This window comes from Gilliamella sp. wkB108, from assembly GCF_001690195.1.
Lineage (GTDB): Bacteria > Pseudomonadota > Gammaproteobacteria > Enterobacterales > Orbaceae > Gilliamella > Gilliamella apicola_L.
Window position 1 is genome coordinate 1 of the sequence record NZ_LZGM01000090.1, and the last position, 17,342, is coordinate 17,342.

At 34.4% G+C, this 17,342-nt stretch carries 15 protein-coding genes; 9 read left to right on the forward strand and 6 right to left on the reverse strand.

Annotated features, from left to right (window positions below; genetic code table 11):
- Positions 1-591: 591 nt before the first annotated feature.
- Positions 592-2,361 (forward strand): hypothetical protein, encoded by a 1,770-nt coding sequence (locus A9G11_RS10345; RefSeq protein WP_065619538.1) that lies wholly within the window; start codon positions 592-594, stop codon positions 2,359-2,361.
- A 260-nt stretch (positions 2,362-2,621) separates the two neighbouring features.
- Here the strand turns inward: A9G11_RS10345 and pssA are convergent, their stop codons facing one another.
- Complete coding sequence (gene pssA, locus A9G11_RS10350) at positions 2,622-3,977, reverse strand: CDP-diacylglycerol--serine O-phosphatidyltransferase (protein ID WP_065619539.1); 1,356 nt, start codon at positions 3,975-3,977, stop codon at positions 2,622-2,624.
- A gap of 148 nt (positions 3,978-4,125) precedes the next feature.
- Complete coding sequence (gene ydiK, locus A9G11_RS10355) at positions 4,126-5,178, reverse strand: AI-2E family transporter YdiK (RefSeq protein WP_081298532.1); 1,053 nt, start codon at positions 5,176-5,178, stop codon at positions 4,126-4,128.
- Between the two features lie 104 nt (positions 5,179-5,282).
- Between ydiK and eco the strand changes: the two genes are divergently transcribed.
- The 6 genes from eco (at position 5,283) to ribB (ending at position 11,894) form a co-directional block, all read left to right on the forward strand.
- Complete coding sequence (eco, locus tag A9G11_RS10360) at positions 5,283-5,777, forward strand: serine protease inhibitor ecotin (protein ID WP_065619540.1); 495 nt, start codon at positions 5,283-5,285, stop codon at positions 5,775-5,777.
- Between the two features lie 321 nt (positions 5,778-6,098).
- Positions 6,099-7,208 (forward strand): extracellular solute-binding protein, encoded by a 1,110-nt coding sequence (locus A9G11_RS10365; RefSeq protein WP_065619541.1) that lies wholly within the window; start codon positions 6,099-6,101, stop codon positions 7,206-7,208.
- A gap of 105 nt (positions 7,209-7,313) precedes the next feature.
- Positions 7,314-8,450 carry a putrescine ABC transporter ATP-binding subunit PotG gene (gene potG / locus A9G11_RS10370; RefSeq protein ID WP_081298533.1) on the forward strand — a complete coding sequence of 379 codons (1,137 nt, stop codon included), beginning with the start codon at positions 7,314-7,316 and terminating at the stop codon, positions 8,448-8,450.
- Between the two features lie 279 nt (positions 8,451-8,729).
- Positions 8,730-9,647 carry a putrescine ABC transporter permease PotH gene (gene potH / locus A9G11_RS10375; protein WP_065619593.1) on the forward strand — a complete coding sequence of 306 codons (918 nt, stop codon included), beginning with the start codon at positions 8,730-8,732 and terminating at the stop codon, positions 9,645-9,647.
- Between the two features lie 165 nt (positions 9,648-9,812).
- Positions 9,813-10,649 carry an ABC transporter permease subunit gene (locus A9G11_RS10380; RefSeq protein WP_065619594.1) on the forward strand — a complete coding sequence of 279 codons (837 nt, stop codon included), beginning with the start codon at positions 9,813-9,815 and terminating at the stop codon, positions 10,647-10,649.
- A 600-nt stretch (positions 10,650-11,249) separates the two neighbouring features.
- Complete coding sequence (gene ribB / locus A9G11_RS10385) at positions 11,250-11,894, forward strand: 3,4-dihydroxy-2-butanone-4-phosphate synthase (RefSeq protein WP_065619542.1); 645 nt, start codon at positions 11,250-11,252, stop codon at positions 11,892-11,894.
- 583 nt (positions 11,895-12,477) lie between these two features.
- Here the strand turns inward: ribB and A9G11_RS10390 are convergent.
- Positions 12,478-13,125 (reverse strand): TetR/AcrR family transcriptional regulator, encoded by a 648-nt coding sequence (locus A9G11_RS10390; RefSeq protein WP_065619543.1) that lies wholly within the window; start codon positions 13,123-13,125, stop codon positions 12,478-12,480.
- Between the two features lie 365 nt (positions 13,126-13,490).
- Here A9G11_RS10390 and A9G11_RS10395 point away from each other — a divergent pair, with 365 nt between their 5' ends.
- Both A9G11_RS10395 and A9G11_RS10400 read left to right on the forward strand, forming a co-directional pair.
- Positions 13,491-13,814, forward strand: a complete 324-nt coding sequence (locus A9G11_RS10395; RefSeq protein WP_218056124.1) for a DMT family transporter — start codon at positions 13,491-13,493, stop codon at positions 13,812-13,814.
- A 25-nt stretch (positions 13,815-13,839) separates the two neighbouring features.
- On the forward strand, positions 13,840-14,154 hold the full coding sequence (locus tag A9G11_RS10400; protein WP_065619544.1) for a DMT family transporter: 315 nt from the start codon (positions 13,840-13,842) through the stop codon (positions 14,152-14,154).
- A gap of 24 nt (positions 14,155-14,178) precedes the next feature.
- On the opposite strand, the gene A9G11_RS10405 is transcribed toward A9G11_RS10400, so the two are convergent.
- The 3 genes from A9G11_RS10405 to srmB form a co-directional block, all read right to left on the reverse strand.
- Positions 14,179-14,493, reverse strand: coding sequence for a DMT family transporter (locus tag A9G11_RS10405; protein ID WP_065619545.1), 315 nt, complete (start codon positions 14,491-14,493; stop codon positions 14,179-14,181).
- A gap of 345 nt (positions 14,494-14,838) precedes the next feature.
- A complete protein-coding gene (locus A9G11_RS10410) occupies positions 14,839-15,441 on the reverse strand; it encodes a peroxiredoxin C (protein WP_065619546.1) in 603 nt (200 codons plus the stop codon).
- 126 nt (positions 15,442-15,567) lie between these two features.
- Positions 15,568-16,878, reverse strand: a complete 1,311-nt coding sequence (srmB, locus tag A9G11_RS10415) for an ATP-dependent RNA helicase SrmB (RefSeq protein ID WP_065619547.1) — start codon at positions 16,876-16,878, stop codon at positions 15,568-15,570.
- Between the last annotated feature and the right edge of the window lie 464 nt (positions 16,879-17,342).

A 17,342-nucleotide genomic window follows, 5' to 3' on the forward strand; every position in this document is an offset into this window, starting at 1 on the left:
TTCGCATTTAGATGTTGAATTCAGCCTATAATTTATACTTAAACGTATAGCTTACCTGAAACATCTTTACAAAAATTGCAAGTCATTATCTTTTCATTCACTAAATAGTGCTAAGTAGATTAATTTGCATCAATATCAGACAGAAATCCAAATTACCTGTAGGTAGATTGATGCCCAATGGATTGTAAAAGGTTAATTAGCAACGAAGGCAATCATAAAAAAATCACTATTTTTATCGAGATATTGGGATTGACTACGGCGATTCACATCAACTTTATTTTACTCAAATATAAACATAATATTTTTTGATAGTATGTCATTTAAAACATCTATATCTCGTAACGTTTCATTAAAAACAGATATGATCTATAAGGTTATTTTTAAGCTATGTTATTGTTTTTTTTTATTAAATAAAAAGAAGTTGTTAACTTAAATTTTATATTAATTATTTACATTTCTTAACAAATCTCATTTACATACAATTGCATAATATTAATATCATACTTATACTGTTTTGCGTCTCTCTTGGCATTGTAATAACAAATTATTCAATAATAATATAACCACATATTTATACAAAAGGCTGATAGTATGTTAAAAAGGATATGTTTAGAAGCCAGGCAACCGAGCAGTATTAAAGTGCCGGTAATTTTAGGAAGACAATTTTCAGTATCAATCTTTCCCTATTCATCAATACGTTCTTATGTAGCAATAAATTCTCATTCCAAAATAAAAGTATCAAAATTTATCAGGCCATTATTAAAACCGCTATTACTCAGTGTAAGTTTTCTATTAGCTATAAATAGCGCTTATGGATTAAATGCTCGTACAGCTAAAACTATTAATGGCGAACCTCCCTATTTAACCTTTGATGGTGGGGTAACTAAAGTCAACGATGCCAGTACATTGTTAAGTATCACGTTATCAGACGGCAATGAAATTAAAGCTACTGACGATACGTCATCTTTAGATAAACCAATTGAGTTACCAAATGGGGAAGAGACTTTTTCTACAGTAAAAACGGTAGTGCCGTTTCCAGCTAATAATAATCGTTACCCCTCCTATTATATGAATAATATAATTGGTCCTAATAATTATTGGGGAGACGCGGATGGTGATACTTATGACAATATTACAGGGGCTGTCTCCGTAAGATGGAAAGATAAGGATGATAGAGATATAACTATGGATGTAGGAGATAACCCAAATGGGGCTATAAATTTTTGCGATGCACCGTACAAGTTAACCGTAATGGTGGGGCCGGGTCAATTTAGTACCAAATATGGAGATCCTAAAATTAGTGGATATAACGTTAGTTCTCATACTTATTACATCGTTCCTAATAAAGCAGAAGCAGGGCGAGTATGTTTCGCGGAACCAAATTTGAGCATGCAATATGATTGGGATAATAGAAATTTTGTAACAGGATTAGGTTTTAGGGTTACCAAACCTGCCAATAGTGGTAATTATTGGGGAGCAAATTCGGTAAATAATAATAATTTCCCTACTACCGGAGCTCACGGATTAAACTTTTATTTGATCACTAATGGCATCACTCCTGCTGAGGTCGTCGCTATTAATGGCAGTCAAGTAACTGCATCAGGCAGTAATGTTCATTTAACCCTAACTGCAACAGAGACCCCTCAGTGGAGACGTGGTGACGGTCCAACCTCTGCTGGAGGACCAATAATTAGTACAGGATGGTATGGTCCATTTCCACCTGTACCAGCAGTAAAGGTACAGTTATCTGGTCCTAGGTATTCCTCTGGCGATAAAAGCTTTAGTCCTGTGACATTTAAGCTTTATGCTGATAGCAGTAGGAAAAAGTTATTGTATGAATTTCGCTTAATGCGTTGGTATATAGCACAGCCCGGAAAATCTTATCCTGGTTCAAAAACAGGGAATGGTCTAGATGGTCAAGCTCAGGCGAGATCTTATTGTGAGAGTTTTGGTTATCGATTACCAAATGTTAATGATTACACCAATGCGAACCAACCTAATTTTGGTTGGCGAGAAGGTTTTATTGACGGTAGTGAATCCGCTGGAGATAGCTATAAGCGTAAATTAAGTTACCTTGAGACTCCTACAAAGTGGCAAGGTGGAATATTAAATGAATGGGGATGTTTAACAAATACTGAATTTTCAGCTGATGTTGCCGTGCTTGGAACCCGATATAGGTGCAGTGGTTATCCGGACAGTGATTGGGATAGATATCGTTCATATTGGACCAACAGTGTAGCCACGAATCCAAGTAGTATCCAAAATGGTTATGCTTTGTTAGTTAATTCATCTTATGGCAATATTAATTACTATTCTCAAGATAACTATTTTGATTATCGGGCGGTATGTGTCAAACCTTAAAATAATGAAGAAATTGACAGCTAGAGTGAAGTAAAATTTTTGTGCTAGCTTATTTTAAGTTAGCCGGTTTTTCATAGTAAATAGCCCATTTTTGTTAATCAGATAAAGATATGTTGGCAAAAAGGGGCTTTTTGATAATAGTAAAAATAAAAAATGCCTCAAAATACAGTGTTTGAGAGTACGTCAGGTTCCGATCATTTTTTATGTAAAAAAGCGATTAGCACTAAAAATAATTAAAAGCATGCTACACAGGAGCGATTTTATAGCAATCTTTTTATTATTCTATCTACTTTAATTCGGCTTAATCGTTTAATTAGTTTGTGAACATGCTTCGGATAAAATTGGCTAGCCTGAATTTGTTGAAAATGGGTTACCAAGGTAGTTTTTTCACGAATAGTATTAAGCTCTTTTGTGAATTGATTTTGTAACTCTTGTTTAGGGTCGTGAACCAAAATACCATTTTCAAGATCTAATCGCCAAGCTCTAGGATTAAGGTTATTACCGGTAATTAGTACCCATTGATCATCAATCCAGATACCTTTCAAATGATAAGTTTGATCTGCGTCTTTCCATAATCGAATAATAAGTTGCTCTTTATCGACAAATGATTGTAATCGTTCAATAAATTTTCTTAAGTTGATTTCATATAAATAGGGTAATCCACCAGAGATGTTAAACGGTTGGTCTTCGGGAATAAAGAAATCGTTAGCTTCTTTATCGCCAATTATGATCTCAACCTGACGACCTTTACGAAGTAATCGAATAATATCGCGCACTAAGATATTAGGTAGATTAAAATAAGGTGTACAAAATACTATTTTTTGTTGGGTTGAGTTAATTAAATGATGAATAATTTTATTCAGCGCATTATTACGTCCAAGACCAGCAATTGGTGCTACCGATAATGTATCGTTATCCGCATTACTGGTATATTGATAATTAACATCTTGAAGATGTTGGCGCAATGATCTAATTTCATTTTTAATCTGTTTTCGACTTTTGTGCTTTTCAACATCGAGTCTTTGTAATCCGTCCAATGGTAAAAAGTTGTTATCCACATATGATACCATGCTATCAGCTAAAACTTTATTTTTAATAAAGTGATAACGATCGTAACGGTATTTATCAAGTTTGTGTAAATAAACATTATTAATACTTGCACCACTGTAAATGACGGTGTTATCAATGATATAGCCTTTAAGATGTAATACGCCAAGCACTTCACGGCGGTTAATAGGTACACCATAAATAGGAATATCTATATCAGGGTGCTGTTGTTTTAATTGGTAATAATAACGGGCATTAGTTTGCGTTTTATCTTCACCAATACGACCACGTTGCGCTCTGTGCCAGTCCATAAATATTTTAATGTCTATATTCGGCCACTGTTGTTTAATTTGATAAAGTGCATCAAGTATTTCTTTTCCGGCTTCATCTTTTTCTAAATAGAGCGCAACAATATAGATTCGTTGTTGTGCTTTATAAATATGATCTAAAAGCGCCAAACGATAAGCTTCAGGTTCATATACAATATGATATTGATCTGCGTTTTGCTGAATTTTTCCTAATTCATCAAGATGCTTTTGGTGATTATATTTTATAAATGGTATTCGCATGATTCATTTATCATCGTAACTAATTTAGTTGGTAGAATAACATAATTTACACTAGAAAATAACACTCCCTTTATAACATTGGCGTTATTTTAATTAACTTAATAAAATATATATATTAAAAATGGCTTTATTTGTGATCAAAGCTATATCAAGATTGTTCATTGATCCAAGTTTGAATTAACTTATAAGCCAGAGCGAGTACCACAGGTCCGATAAATAATCCCATAATACCAAAACCAAGAAGCCCACCAATCACACCAAATAAAATAAGTAAGAATGGTAAGTCAGCCCCTTTTTTAATTAAAAAGGCTCGCATTACACTATCAAGAGTGGTTAAAACGACAGCCACAACAATAAGTATTATACCCGACGTGGTGTGACCGTCCCAGAATTGCCAAATAATGCAACCTAACATGACTATGACCGGTCCAATTTGTGCAACACAACAGATAAATAAAATCAGTGTTAAAATTCCAGGGAATGGCATATTGGTCAATATAAAACTTAATCCACCAATTAATGCCAATGTAATGGCGGTCACAACAACACCCAATGCTACGGCACGGATTGATTGTCCGGCTAAAGTTACGGTTGTTGCTCCATATTGTTTAGATAGACGGTTAGCAAATAGGTAAACATATTTAGTAATACTTTCACCTTTTAAAAATAGTAGCAGGCTGAAAATAATCATGACCCCACCATGGAAGATAAATAGACCGATGTTAGTTGCTTGTTCTAACAACCATCCTATCACTGTGCCAATATAAGGTTGAATGCTGGTGATTAAATCAGATCCGTCGGTTTTAATCAGTTCTAACCATTTTTGATGTAACTCAGTACCAAACATAGGTATGTTATTTAACCAGTCAAAAGTTGGTAGTTCTTTAGATTGAAGGGTTTTTGCCCATTCAATAAGGTAATGACCATTTTGAGCAACACTGCTAATAATTAGAAAAAAAGGAATGACACACACCAATGATAGTATTAACGTCATTACTAGCAATGATAACCATCGTTTGTTAAACAGTCGTTGTTGTATATTTATCATTAATGGCCAAGTGGTTATCACTACCATTACAGCCCAGAAAAAGCCAAATAAAAAAGCTTCTACAACACGGTAAGTAAGAATTATAAGTAAACCAATCAGTAAAAGATTTAAAATTAATTTTAATAAATCGTAAGTATTTTTTTCGGCTGGCATTATTTGACCGTATTAATTAAATTCAATAGTGGTATTATACCCACTCTCATTTAAAAATCATATAACGTAATGTTAATGATAACGAAGTTTAACGGAGGCATAAAATGAAAAAATTACTGTTATTAACGTTGATGAGCGTTGTATTAAGCGCTTGTGCGAAAAGCCCAAATGTACCTGTCACTAATCAAAAGTTAAGTGAAATAGCACCTTATCCTGAGGCAAAAGTGGGTTATACTCGTTATACAATTCATCTTCCCGCCTTATCAGATGAGAGTAATGCCCGTGTCGAAGTATTAATTGGTAAAAATATGAATGTGGATTGTAACGCGCATAGTTTATCTGGCAAAGTGGTGCAAAAAGAGTTAAAAGGTTGGGGATATTCATATTATGTAGTGGATAAAGTTGGTGATGGTGTGTCAACTTTAATGGCTTGTCCTGACAATGCAACACAAAAGCAATTTGTTACCATTCATCACAATTTAGGTTTGTTAGATTATAACAGTCGATTACCGATTGTCTTTTATGTACCAAGTGAGTTAACTATTCAATATCGTATTTGGCAACCTCATACCAAAACCTCACAAGCCAACGCCGAATAAAATTATCAAAATTAATCGTCAATAGATCGTTAAATCAGGGTTGAGAGGCTAAAATATGACCACTCAATCCTGAATCTGATGATATTTGATTATTTAAGTGGACATCTTTTAAAAAAAAGGTATTTTATCCCTCGTAATGCAAGGTTAGCTCTACTTGTTCATTAATTATAATCAGTTAATGACTTGTGATTGCCTGATTACCTCGGTTTCGCCAGGTTATTTTTTTAAAAGTAACGGGTAAAATTTGGGGGTCCGTTGTGTCATTGCAATGGGCTTGTGTCTAACATGTAATATCCCTATACAAGAGGAGAAGTGGTGAGCATGTTTACTCAACGTAAAACAATTCTTTCAATTCTTGCTGGTGTTTCACTAGCTTTATCACAATCGGCCATAGCTAAAGATCGTGTTGTACATTTTTATAATTGGGCAGGACAAATAGGTTCAAAAACAATTGTTGATTTTGAAAATTCAACGGGTATTAAGCTGGTGTATGATGTTTATGATTCAAATGAAGCATTAGAAGGTAAACTAATGGCAGGCCATTCAGGTTTTGATGTTGTGTCACCTTCGGATAGTTTCTTAGCCAGACAGATTAAATCAGATATTTATCTACCATTAGATAAAAGCAAATTACCAAATTGGAAAAATCTTGATCCTAATTTAATGAAATTAATGGCAACTCACGATCCTGATAATAAGTACGCAATTCCGTATGTTTGGATGACAACAGGTATTGGTTACAATATTGATAAAGTTAAAGAACGTTTAGGAGCGGATGCACCAGTTGATAGTTGGGATTTAGTATTCAAACCAGAAAACATGGAAAAACTGAAAGATTGTGGTGTGGCATTTCTTGATGCGCCAACCGAAATTTTTGCTAGTGCTTTACAATATTTAGGTAAAGATCCAAATAGTACTGATGCTAAAGACTATACCGGAGCAGCTTACGACTTATTAGCAAAAGTAAGACCAAATATCCGTTATTTCCACTCGTCACAATATATTACCGATCTTGCTAATGGTGATATTTGTGTGATTTTAGGTTGGTCAGGTGATATTCTGCAATCTCGTGATAGGGCAAATGAAGCTAAAAATGGTGTACATATTGGCTATCAAATTCCTAAAGAAGGCGCACTTGTATTCTTTGATACCTTTGCCATTCCAAAAGATTCAGCTAATGTTGAAGAAGCGCACGAGTTCTTAAATTTTGTTATGAAACCAGAGATTGCCGCACAAGTTACCAATGATGTTAACTTTGCTAGTGCAAATAAAGTTGCTAATGATGAATTTGTCAAACCAGAGGTGAAAAACGATCCGGCGGTTTATCCAAAACCAGAAGTGATGGAAAAGTTATTCACTTTAAAAGTTAAAGAGCCTAAACTTGAACGAGTTATTACTCGGACTTGGACAAAACTTAAAACTGGTAAGTAAGTGATTTATTAAATACAGAGTTATTTAATAAAGTATTCAAGACGGAGAGATTGAATTGATCTTTCCGTTTCGTTTTTTTTGGCTTGTTGTTATGAGGAAAAAAGAGTGAACGATAAAACAACAAATCAGGTACAGCCTAAAAAAAAGATGATAACTCCACTGTTGGAGATCAAAAATTTAACCAAAGTTTTTAATGATGATTATTATGCTGTTGATGATGTGAATCTCACTATTTATACAGGCGAGATTTTTGCTTTATTAGGGGCATCTGGTAGTGGTAAATCAACACTATTGCGTATGTTAGCGGGGTTCGAACAACCGACTTCAGGACAGATTATTTTAGATGGCAAGGATTTATCTCAAGTACCTCCTTATAATCGACCTATCAATATGATGTTTCAATCGTATGCTCTATTTCCTCACATGACGGTTGAGCAAAATATTGCATTTGGTTTAAAACAAGACAAATTAAATAGTAATGAAATCAAACAACGTGTAGAAGAAATGTTAGCTCTGGTTCATATGGAGCAGTTCGGTAAACGTAAACCACACCAATTATCCGGTGGACAGAGGCAACGAGTTGCGTTAGCCAGAAGTTTAGCTAAACGACCAAAATTGTTGTTACTTGATGAACCAATGGGGGCTTTAGATAAACAACTTCGAGATCGTATGCAACTTGAAGTTGTTAGCATTTTAGAGCAGGTGGGTGCGACTTGTGTTATGGTTACTCATGATCAGGAAGAAGCCATGACAATGGCAGGACGAATCGCAATTATGAACAAAGGGCAATTTGTGCAAATTGGAGAGCCTGAAGAAATTTATGAGCATCCAAATTGTCGTTATAGTGCAGAATTTATTGGTTCAGTGAACATTTTTGACGGTATTTTACAAGAGACTTTAGAAGATGGTTTGATTATTGCTTGTCCAATGATTAAACATCCATTAAAAGTTGATTATGATTCTCCAGCAGTTGAAGGTGTACCAATCAAAGTTGCATTGCGACCAGAAAAAATCAAACTTTGTGAACAAATACCAGAAAACGCTTATAACGTTGCAGTAGGTGAGGTTGTGGAAATTGCTTATTTGGGTGATCTCTCTATTTATCACGTCAAATTATCAAGTGGACAAATTATCATTGCGCAATTACAAAATGAACATCGTTATCGTAAAGGTATGCCAACTTGGGGAGACACAGTAAACCTTAGTTGGGAAGTTGATAGTTGTGTTGTTCTTACCGAATAAATAAAAGAGGATATAGTGATGCGATCCATTTTATTGGGTGTATTGTTAAATGCATTTGTGTTACTCAATGTTTATTGGCGTTTTGTAACTACCGGAGCGTTTGATAATTTATTTTTAGATGCGTTATTTATGGCAATGACGCTATCACTTATAGTGTCATGTGTCGGGCTATATTTAGTGTATTACAAACCGTCTAAATTTGCTTATCGACTTATTATTGCCGGAAGTATCTTATTTATACCGGCAGGTATTGTTGCTATCTATTTTGCAGTTAAAAAAATGCGCCTGCAACGAGATGAGTCTGATTTGATGACACTTTATGGTCGATCTATAGTAATTGCGATCCCTTACCTTTGGATGTTATTACTATTTTTATTACCATTTTTGATTGTATTTAGAATCAGTTTTTCTGAAATGGCTTTAGCTGTACCACCATATACAGATTTATTTAGTTATGACGATGGTTTACTTAATATAGCGTTAAATTTTGGTAATTATCTAAATTTAATTAGTGATACGATTTACATAGATTCTTATTTACAGTCTTTAAAAGTTGCTGCTATTTCGACATTATTATGTATTTTGATTGGTTACCCATTGGCATGGGCGATTTCACAATGTAAACCATCAACTCGTAATATTCTATTATTATTGATTATTTTACCTTCATGGACTTCGTTTTTGATTCGCGTTTATGCATGGATCGGCATACTTAATCCTAATGGCTTATTAAATAATTTTTTAGCCTGGTTGGGCGTAATTGATATCAATCATCCGTTAATTATAATGAAAACCTATTTAGCTGTTTATATTGGTATTGTGTATTCTTATCTACCTTTTGTGGTCTTACCTATTTATACATCGCTAAGTAAAGTTGATTCTACATTAATAGAAGCAGCATTAGATTTAGGTTGTAAGCCAATTAGAACCTTTTTCAAAATTATTGTGCCACTGACCAAAAATGGTGTAATAGCTGGTGGTATGCTTGTGTTTATTCCTGCAGTAGGGGAATATGTTATTCCAGAGTTATTAGGCCCTTCAGAAGGTATTATGATTGGTACACAGTTGTGGACAGAATTCTTTAATAATCATGATTGGCCAGCAGCTTCAGCGGTAGCTGCAGTGATGTTATTGATATTAATTGTTCCTATTTACTATTTCAATAAATTCCAAAATCGACAAATGGGAGGCAGATAAATGAATAATTCATCAATTATTATGCGATCAGCCTTGATTGTCTTTATTTCATCGTTAATTGGTTCTTATATATTAAGCATTTTAATCTCATCGTCAGGGTTAGAATTAATTGGCAATAGTAGTTTATATGTAGGCTGTCTAATTTTCAGTATTGTAGTTACAGCAATGGTGACATTAGCTTTAATTTGTAAAAGTTTGAAAAGCTTAATTATAGTGTTAGTGTTTTCGTTTTTGTATATTCCAATGATTATTTTGATTGTCTATTCGTTTAATAGTTCACGTTTAGTAACGGTATGGGCCGAATTTTCAACTAAATGGTACTTTGAATTAATACATAATGAAACATTACTTAAAGCTGTAGGTTTAAGTTTATCTATTGCTGCAGGTGCAGCAACTTTTGCTATTATTTTAGGTACATTAGCAGCTTATGCAATTATTCGTTTCAGACGTTTTAGAGGCTCTAATCTGTTCTCATTTATGACAACCGCACCACTAGTTATGCCTGATGTGATAACTGGTTTGGCATTGCTCTTATTATTTGTTGGAATGGGGCAAGTCCTCGGTTGGCCTAAAGATCGTGGTGCGTTAACTATTTGGATGGCGCATGCCACCTTTTGTACAGCTTATGTAACTGTGGTGATAAGTGCAAGATTACGTGAATTAGATAGATCTATCGAAGAGGCTGCTTTAGATTTAGGCGCGAATCCGTTAAAGGTCTTTTTTATTATCACTTTACCAATGATAGCACCAGCGTTAGTTTCTGGTTGGTTATTGGCTTTTACGTTATCGCTTGATGATGTGGTCATTGCTAATTTTGTAACAGGTCCGGGTGCAATGACATTACCAAAACTAATCTTTTCTAAAGTTAGATTAGGTGTCGATCCCCAAGTAAATGCATTAGCGACCATTATTTTATTAATCGTTGGTATCATCGGATTTATTTCATGGTTATTAATGCGTAGAGCTGAACGACGTCGATTGCGTGAACTTCGTATGCGTTAAAATTGTACTTCATATTGATATTGCCACTTATGGTGGCAATATTATCCCTATAAATTATCCGTGTTTTTTGTCTCGTTTTGTATTATAGTGTCATGCGGTCAGTTTACTGACAAAATTCTCAGGGCGGGGTGTAAATCCCCACCGGTGGTATAGCCCACGAGCGCTTAATATATTAGATTTTTACGAGTTATCTTGTAAACCTGTTGAACTGAGTGAACTACTACAGACTTGAATAAAACAGATATCATTTGGGTATCAGAGTTATTGCAAAGTAGTGATATTCACAATGTGATTATATTAAGGACTAGCAGATTTGGTGAAATTCCAAAGCCGACAGTTAAAGTCTGGATAAAAGAGAGTTGCTTATCTTTTCAAAATTGCTGAAGAGCAATGTCACTATGGTCAAGCACATGCCCTGATTCTGGTATTTAATTTATTTTTATTTATTTAATTTTAGCATTCCAAAAAGCAAAATTGATAGGTAGTAGCATTAGATAGTAATTTTACTGATGTTGTTAAACAAATCAGATCTGCTCAAGTTAGCGCTTAAAATTAATTTGGTAAATAATAAATTTTTGATAAAAAATATAGGTACTTACCATGAATCAGTTTAATTTAAAAGAGTTTGGTACATCGATTGAACGTGTACAAAAAGCAATTGCATCAATTAAAGCCGGTCAAGGCGTATTAGTTTTAGATGATGAAGATCGAGAAAATGAGGGTGATATTATCTGGTCGGCTGAAACAATCACAGCAGCACAAATGGCTTTAACTATTCGTTATGGTAGTGGGATAGTTTGTTTATGCTTGCCACAAGCACGTTGTGATCAATTGCAATTACCGATGATGGTTGCTCATAATACAAGTAAAAATAACACCGCATTTACTATATCTATAGAAGCAGCTGAAGGGGTGTCAACAGGGGTTTCAGCAGCAGATCGTGTAACGACAATTAAAGCAGCAGTTGCAGATAATGCTAAACCTAGTGATTTAAATCATCCCGGGCATGTATTTCCATTAGTCGCTAAAGAAGGCGGAGTATTAGTTCGTCGAGGTCATACAGAAGCGTCCATTGATTTAGTGACATTAGCTGGTTTAAAACCTGCTGCCGTTCTGTGTGAATTAACTAATGACGATGGCACAATGGCAAGAGCGCCACAAGTAGTCCAATTTGCTAAACAGCATCATCTACCTGTAGTGACTATTGAAGATATTGTGGCCTATCGTAAAACGTTACAAAATTAAATCAATCATCAGTTTTCGCTGAATTTATCGGTGGAAACTGACAATACCAGCACATTGGTCGTCTATTACCTAATCGCTATTATTTGAGGTTAGGCTGTTCATGTTGTGTTTGATTTTTATTCACTCACTCATTTTAGGGAACTTACTGTTTGTCAATTACAGAGGTTAAGCTCTATGTAGTTAGGTAAGCCTTACATTAGCATTTTTCAACATCAGTAATAGGGGATGAGTAAAAACGGTAATAGTATAATTATTGATGTGAGAAAGTTAGCAATAGTTTTATCAACTAACTATATCTATATTCTACTTTGAACGTTAATGGTCAGTATCAATTTATTAAAAACGTCATGCTAACCGCTAACGTCGATAATTTATTTAATAAACATCTAGTTAGCGAAGGTAATTCATTGCCTTTACAAGAGCTTACAAGTAGTAAAATCACTGTTATTGGAGCTGGAGCTACCCCTCTAATACGCTGAATACGAGTTAGATGCTATTTGAAAATATGCATCATTGTTTGTAACAATATACTGGTTGCAATAAAGTTCCTGCTACTTAGCTATTGGTTACGCAATTGTTTTATTTATAGTGCTTTTTTTATGCCTTCAATAAATAGATTTACAGTATACGCAAAAACTTGGCCAGATTCGATGGCGTTGAAGGCCGGAGCAAGTTTCTTGGTCAGTTCAAAACCTTGATTTGGAAGTCTTTGAATATCTTGTAAATCGGCATCATCGGCAGGGCGTAGTAATCCACCAGCTTCAGAAGCTGCAAGTCCAATAATGCAGGCATAATAACCTAAACAAAAACTGGTTACTTGGTTATCATTAAAACCAGCATCTACGAGTGCCTGACAGACATATTCAGCTCGAATATAATCGGCAAGTCCGGTACTCCAAAATTGCTGCATTAATTTAAACGTATTAGGATAGGCAAGGGCAATTTCTCGATATTGATAAGCTAAATGTTTAAGACGATCTTCCCAAGATGCGGTATGGCTAATCGTGGATATTCTACGCGTTAGCTCCTCAGCCATAGCACGCTCCAGTCCTTTTTTGGATTTAAAATGATATTGTAATGACATTGGATCGCAAGCTATTTTACTGGCAAGTTTACGCAAACTAAATGCTGAATCCCCAACATCTTCCATAAATTCAATCGCTGCAAGAACCATAGTTTGAGATGCTAGTCCTTTGGGTCCGGTGGTTTTGATTTTATCTGGATTTTTCATTCTCATTCTTAATCTCAAAAAAGAAAAAACAGTATCATTATATCGCTTTTATCATTATTTGAGCAAAGATAACCTTCTGATAGATAGCTGATATCTTGAATAATAAACGTTTTTTAACTTGCTATTTATATTTCTTCATTATAGAATTATTTCTACAGTGAATAAATAATAATAAAAAGTTAAAGAATTTTTGTAATATTGATGCTTTAAGGTAAGGCAAATTAGTTTCTGACTATACCAATAGATCTTTAGGTGGCAGGCCAATCGGTTTGCGAACCGTCTTTCGCTTTCAATGACAAACTTCGGCGAAAAGAACAAATCAAAACAACAAAGATAAGTAAAAAAATAGTAATAGCGAGGTAGCTATGTTTAGCGTGAATAAAGAGTGGGCATTTGTGGTATTAACCTGCTTTTTTGAATTATGTTGGATTTTAGGATTTAGTATTGCCACAGAACTTTGGCAATGGATGATTATTATCACCCTGATTCTGATTGATTTTACTTTTCTCACCAATGCTTGTAAAACAATTCCAACAGGTACGGTTTATGCGATTTTTTCAGGCGTTGGTGCGGTGGGTGCGACGATTATTGATATGTTGCTGTTTGGCAAGGAGATAAAGGCAATACAAATTTTTTTTGTGGCATTAATCATAATTGGGGTTGTACAACTTAAACGTACTGATAGCTAAGTTATAAGAAATAAAGGGCGATTTTATGGGATGGCTGTTAATATTTACTGCATCAATATTTGAAGTTGTCGGTGCAGTCGGGCTTAAATTATATGCACAACAAAAAAATCTAATCAGATTAATTCTATATTGGGGAGGATTTTTTGTTTCATTTGTGCTGTTTTATCTTTCATTACATTACCTTGAATTAAGTATTGTCTATCCTGTTTGGGTTGGACTTGGCACATCAGGAGCTGTATCAGCCAATATGTTGCTATTTAATGAACCTAAAAATATAGCGCGTTTATTTGGCTTGGGCATTATTATTATTGGTGTGGTGGGTTTGCATATGACTATATAACTTACGAGTTAATAACGTAAAAAGTTACGATAATAGTTTTAGCCCAATAACCCCTCCGATAATGAATAATATACAAATCGCTTGCCAAAAGGAAATACTCTCATTAAACAGAATAACGCCGAGAATAATCGCACCAACTGAACCCACAGCAGTCCATACAAGATAAGCAATACCAACCGGTAAGTTTTTCATCGCAAAACTAAGTAGAACTAAACTAATAATCATCAAGATAAGGGTAATAATAGAAGGTATTAATTTGCTAAAATTTTCAGAATATTTAAGACCAATAGCCCAACCAGTTTCAAAAAGACCTGCAATGATAAGAATGATCCATGACATAATAATATTCTCAATATTTAAACGATAATTATGATATTTTAATGTTAAATTGTTTAATTATGATAGCAGTTTACATATTAATCTGACCATTGCGCTATCATTCAAAAATACAATGAAAAGATTTCATGTTAAGGCGCTAAGTTTACCTTTAGACGCAGCCTGTTATCAAATCTATACACGCTTTGAGTTGGGTAAACAGCTAAACTACCTAATATACAATAATGATTAACAGATTTTGTAACGATAAGGTTTTATATAAAAATATGAAAAAACCGGAGACAAGCTCCGGTTAAAGTAAAGTCCATTTTTAACAGAAATATATGCTAATAAGGTGGATTTCAACAATTACAGTTCTTTAGCATGTTGTTTTAAATAACTTGCCACACCATTCGGATTATCTTTCATACCTTGTTTGCCTTTAGTCCATTGAGCAGGACATACTTCACCATGTTCTTCATGGAATTGGAAAGCATCAACAATACGAAGCATTTCATCAATGTTACGTCCAATTGGTAAATCATTAATTGTTTCATGACGAACAATACCTGATTTATCAATGAAAAATGATGCGCGAAGTGCTACGCCAGCTTCTGGATGTTCAATACCGTAAGCTTGCATAATTGAATGCTTAACATCAGCAACAATTGGGAATTTCACTTCACCAATACCGCCTTTATCTTGTGGAGTATTACGCCAAGCATTATGTACATATTCTGAATCCATAGATACACCAATTACTTCTACACCACGTTTTTTGAATTCTTCTAAACGGTGATCAAAAGCAATGATTTCAGAAGGACATACAAAGGTAAAATCCATAGGCCAAAAGAATACAACTGCGTATTTACCGTGAATATGTTTTGCTAAATTAAAATTGGTAACAATTTCACCAGAACCTAATACCGCTGCTGAAGTGAAGTCAGGGGCTTTGCGAGTGACTAATGTCATAATCTTTCTCCTTATCTTATTTTAAAATACATAATTTATATTGATGCATTATAGCAATTAAAGTGAATTGTCCAAGTCGTTATGAACAATCAATTTCATAAGCTTAAACTATTATGCATGTTATTATTATTCGGCGCTAATTATTGATTTTTTAGGTTTACCTTTATTTTTGAGATCTCGATGGCGAAGCTTAACCTTTTTCTTTTTAGTCTCTTCTTTCTTCTTAGAAGCTTGTTTGAGTTTTGTTTTTTGTGAAGGCTTCTTTTTTGTAACAGGTTTGGGCGCTTTAGTTTTAGGGCGCAGCTGATCGATAGTTCTTAATTTAATTGGTTCTTTAATGTAACGCTCGATTTTTTGTAATAACTCATTATCATGCGCTTCAACCAGCATTATTGCAGTTCCTTTTTTACCGGCTCTGGCAGTGCGACCGATACGATGCAAATAGACATCCGCGGTTTTTGGCGCATCAAAATTAATCACATGAGTGATGTCATCAATATCAATACCACGTGCGGCAACATCAGTTGCAACCAGCACATTAACCGTATTATTGCTGATCCTTTTGATTGCCTCATTTCGCTTAGCTTGCACCATTTCTCCTTCGAGATAACAACTCTGTATTCCAGCTTGATGTAACCAAGTGACTAATTCATGAACTCTTTCACGTTTACGGACAAATACAATACTTTTTTTTACTTCTGGTTGTTTTAAAAGATAGGTGAGTAGCGCAATTTTATGTGTTAAATCATCAGCTCGATAGTAAAATTGCAAAATCTTTTTACGCTCTTTACGAGAAGGATCTGCGTTAATTTCAATCGGATCTTTTAAGATACGACGAGCAAAATCATGTAAGCCTTCGCCTTCTAGTGTCGCTGAAAAAAGAAGCGTTTGTTTGCGCCAACGAGTTTCTGCCGAGATCGTTTCAACATCTTGTGAAAAGCCCATATCTAACATGCGATCTGCTTCATCTAAAATGAGCATTTCAACAGCGCGGCAATCAAAATTTTCTTCTTTAATATATTGTAATAGTCGACCAGTGGTCGCAATGACAATATCTTGATTTTTGCTAAACACCTCAGAATGATTCATATAAGCTACACCACCGGTAATTGTTGCAATACTTAAATGAGTGTCTTGGGTTAATCGTTTGGCTTGGTCAGCAATTTGCATAGCAAGCTCGCGAGTTGGGGTTAAAATCAGAATTCGTGGTGGACCCGGTTTTCGACGAGGAAAATCTAATAAATGTTGTACCGCTGGAAGTAAAAAAGCTAAGCTTTTTCCCGTACCGGTTGGTGCTGAGCCTAAAATATCTTTACCTTCTAATGCCACAGGAATGGTTTGAGCTTGAATTACTGTTGGTGTTTGGATATTTTCTGCTTGTAGGTTATGAATTAAAATATCATCTAATTCTAAATCCGAAAAAGTCTGTGCTGTCATAGTGATCTTTCTGTCTAAATTAATGTGACACATTATAACGGCAATCATTAGAACTACAATCAATAAAAGTGACAGAATCTATTGCTTGTCTCATTATTATTAAGCAAAAGAGAGCATAATAGTACAATATGCCTGCATCTTTGAAAAAGAAGCGAGTTAACCTCTTATTTTGAGCAAAATCTTAATATAGATAGGCTATAAAATCCTATTTTAGCAAGGTGTATTACAATTATTTTCACCTATTTATTTTTAATCATTTATAAGAGTAAATTTTCTGTAAAAATGTTTCAGGTCAACTATACGTTTTAGTATAAAATTTATCAAAATTGGCTATTTATGCTAAAATAACAACATAAGTTTACTAAGGATGATAATTTCATTTATTAATGACACTAAATAGTTAAACAATTAATGGTATGATTATTGATAAATTCTTAGTTAGCTGATAACAAATTATATTCGTT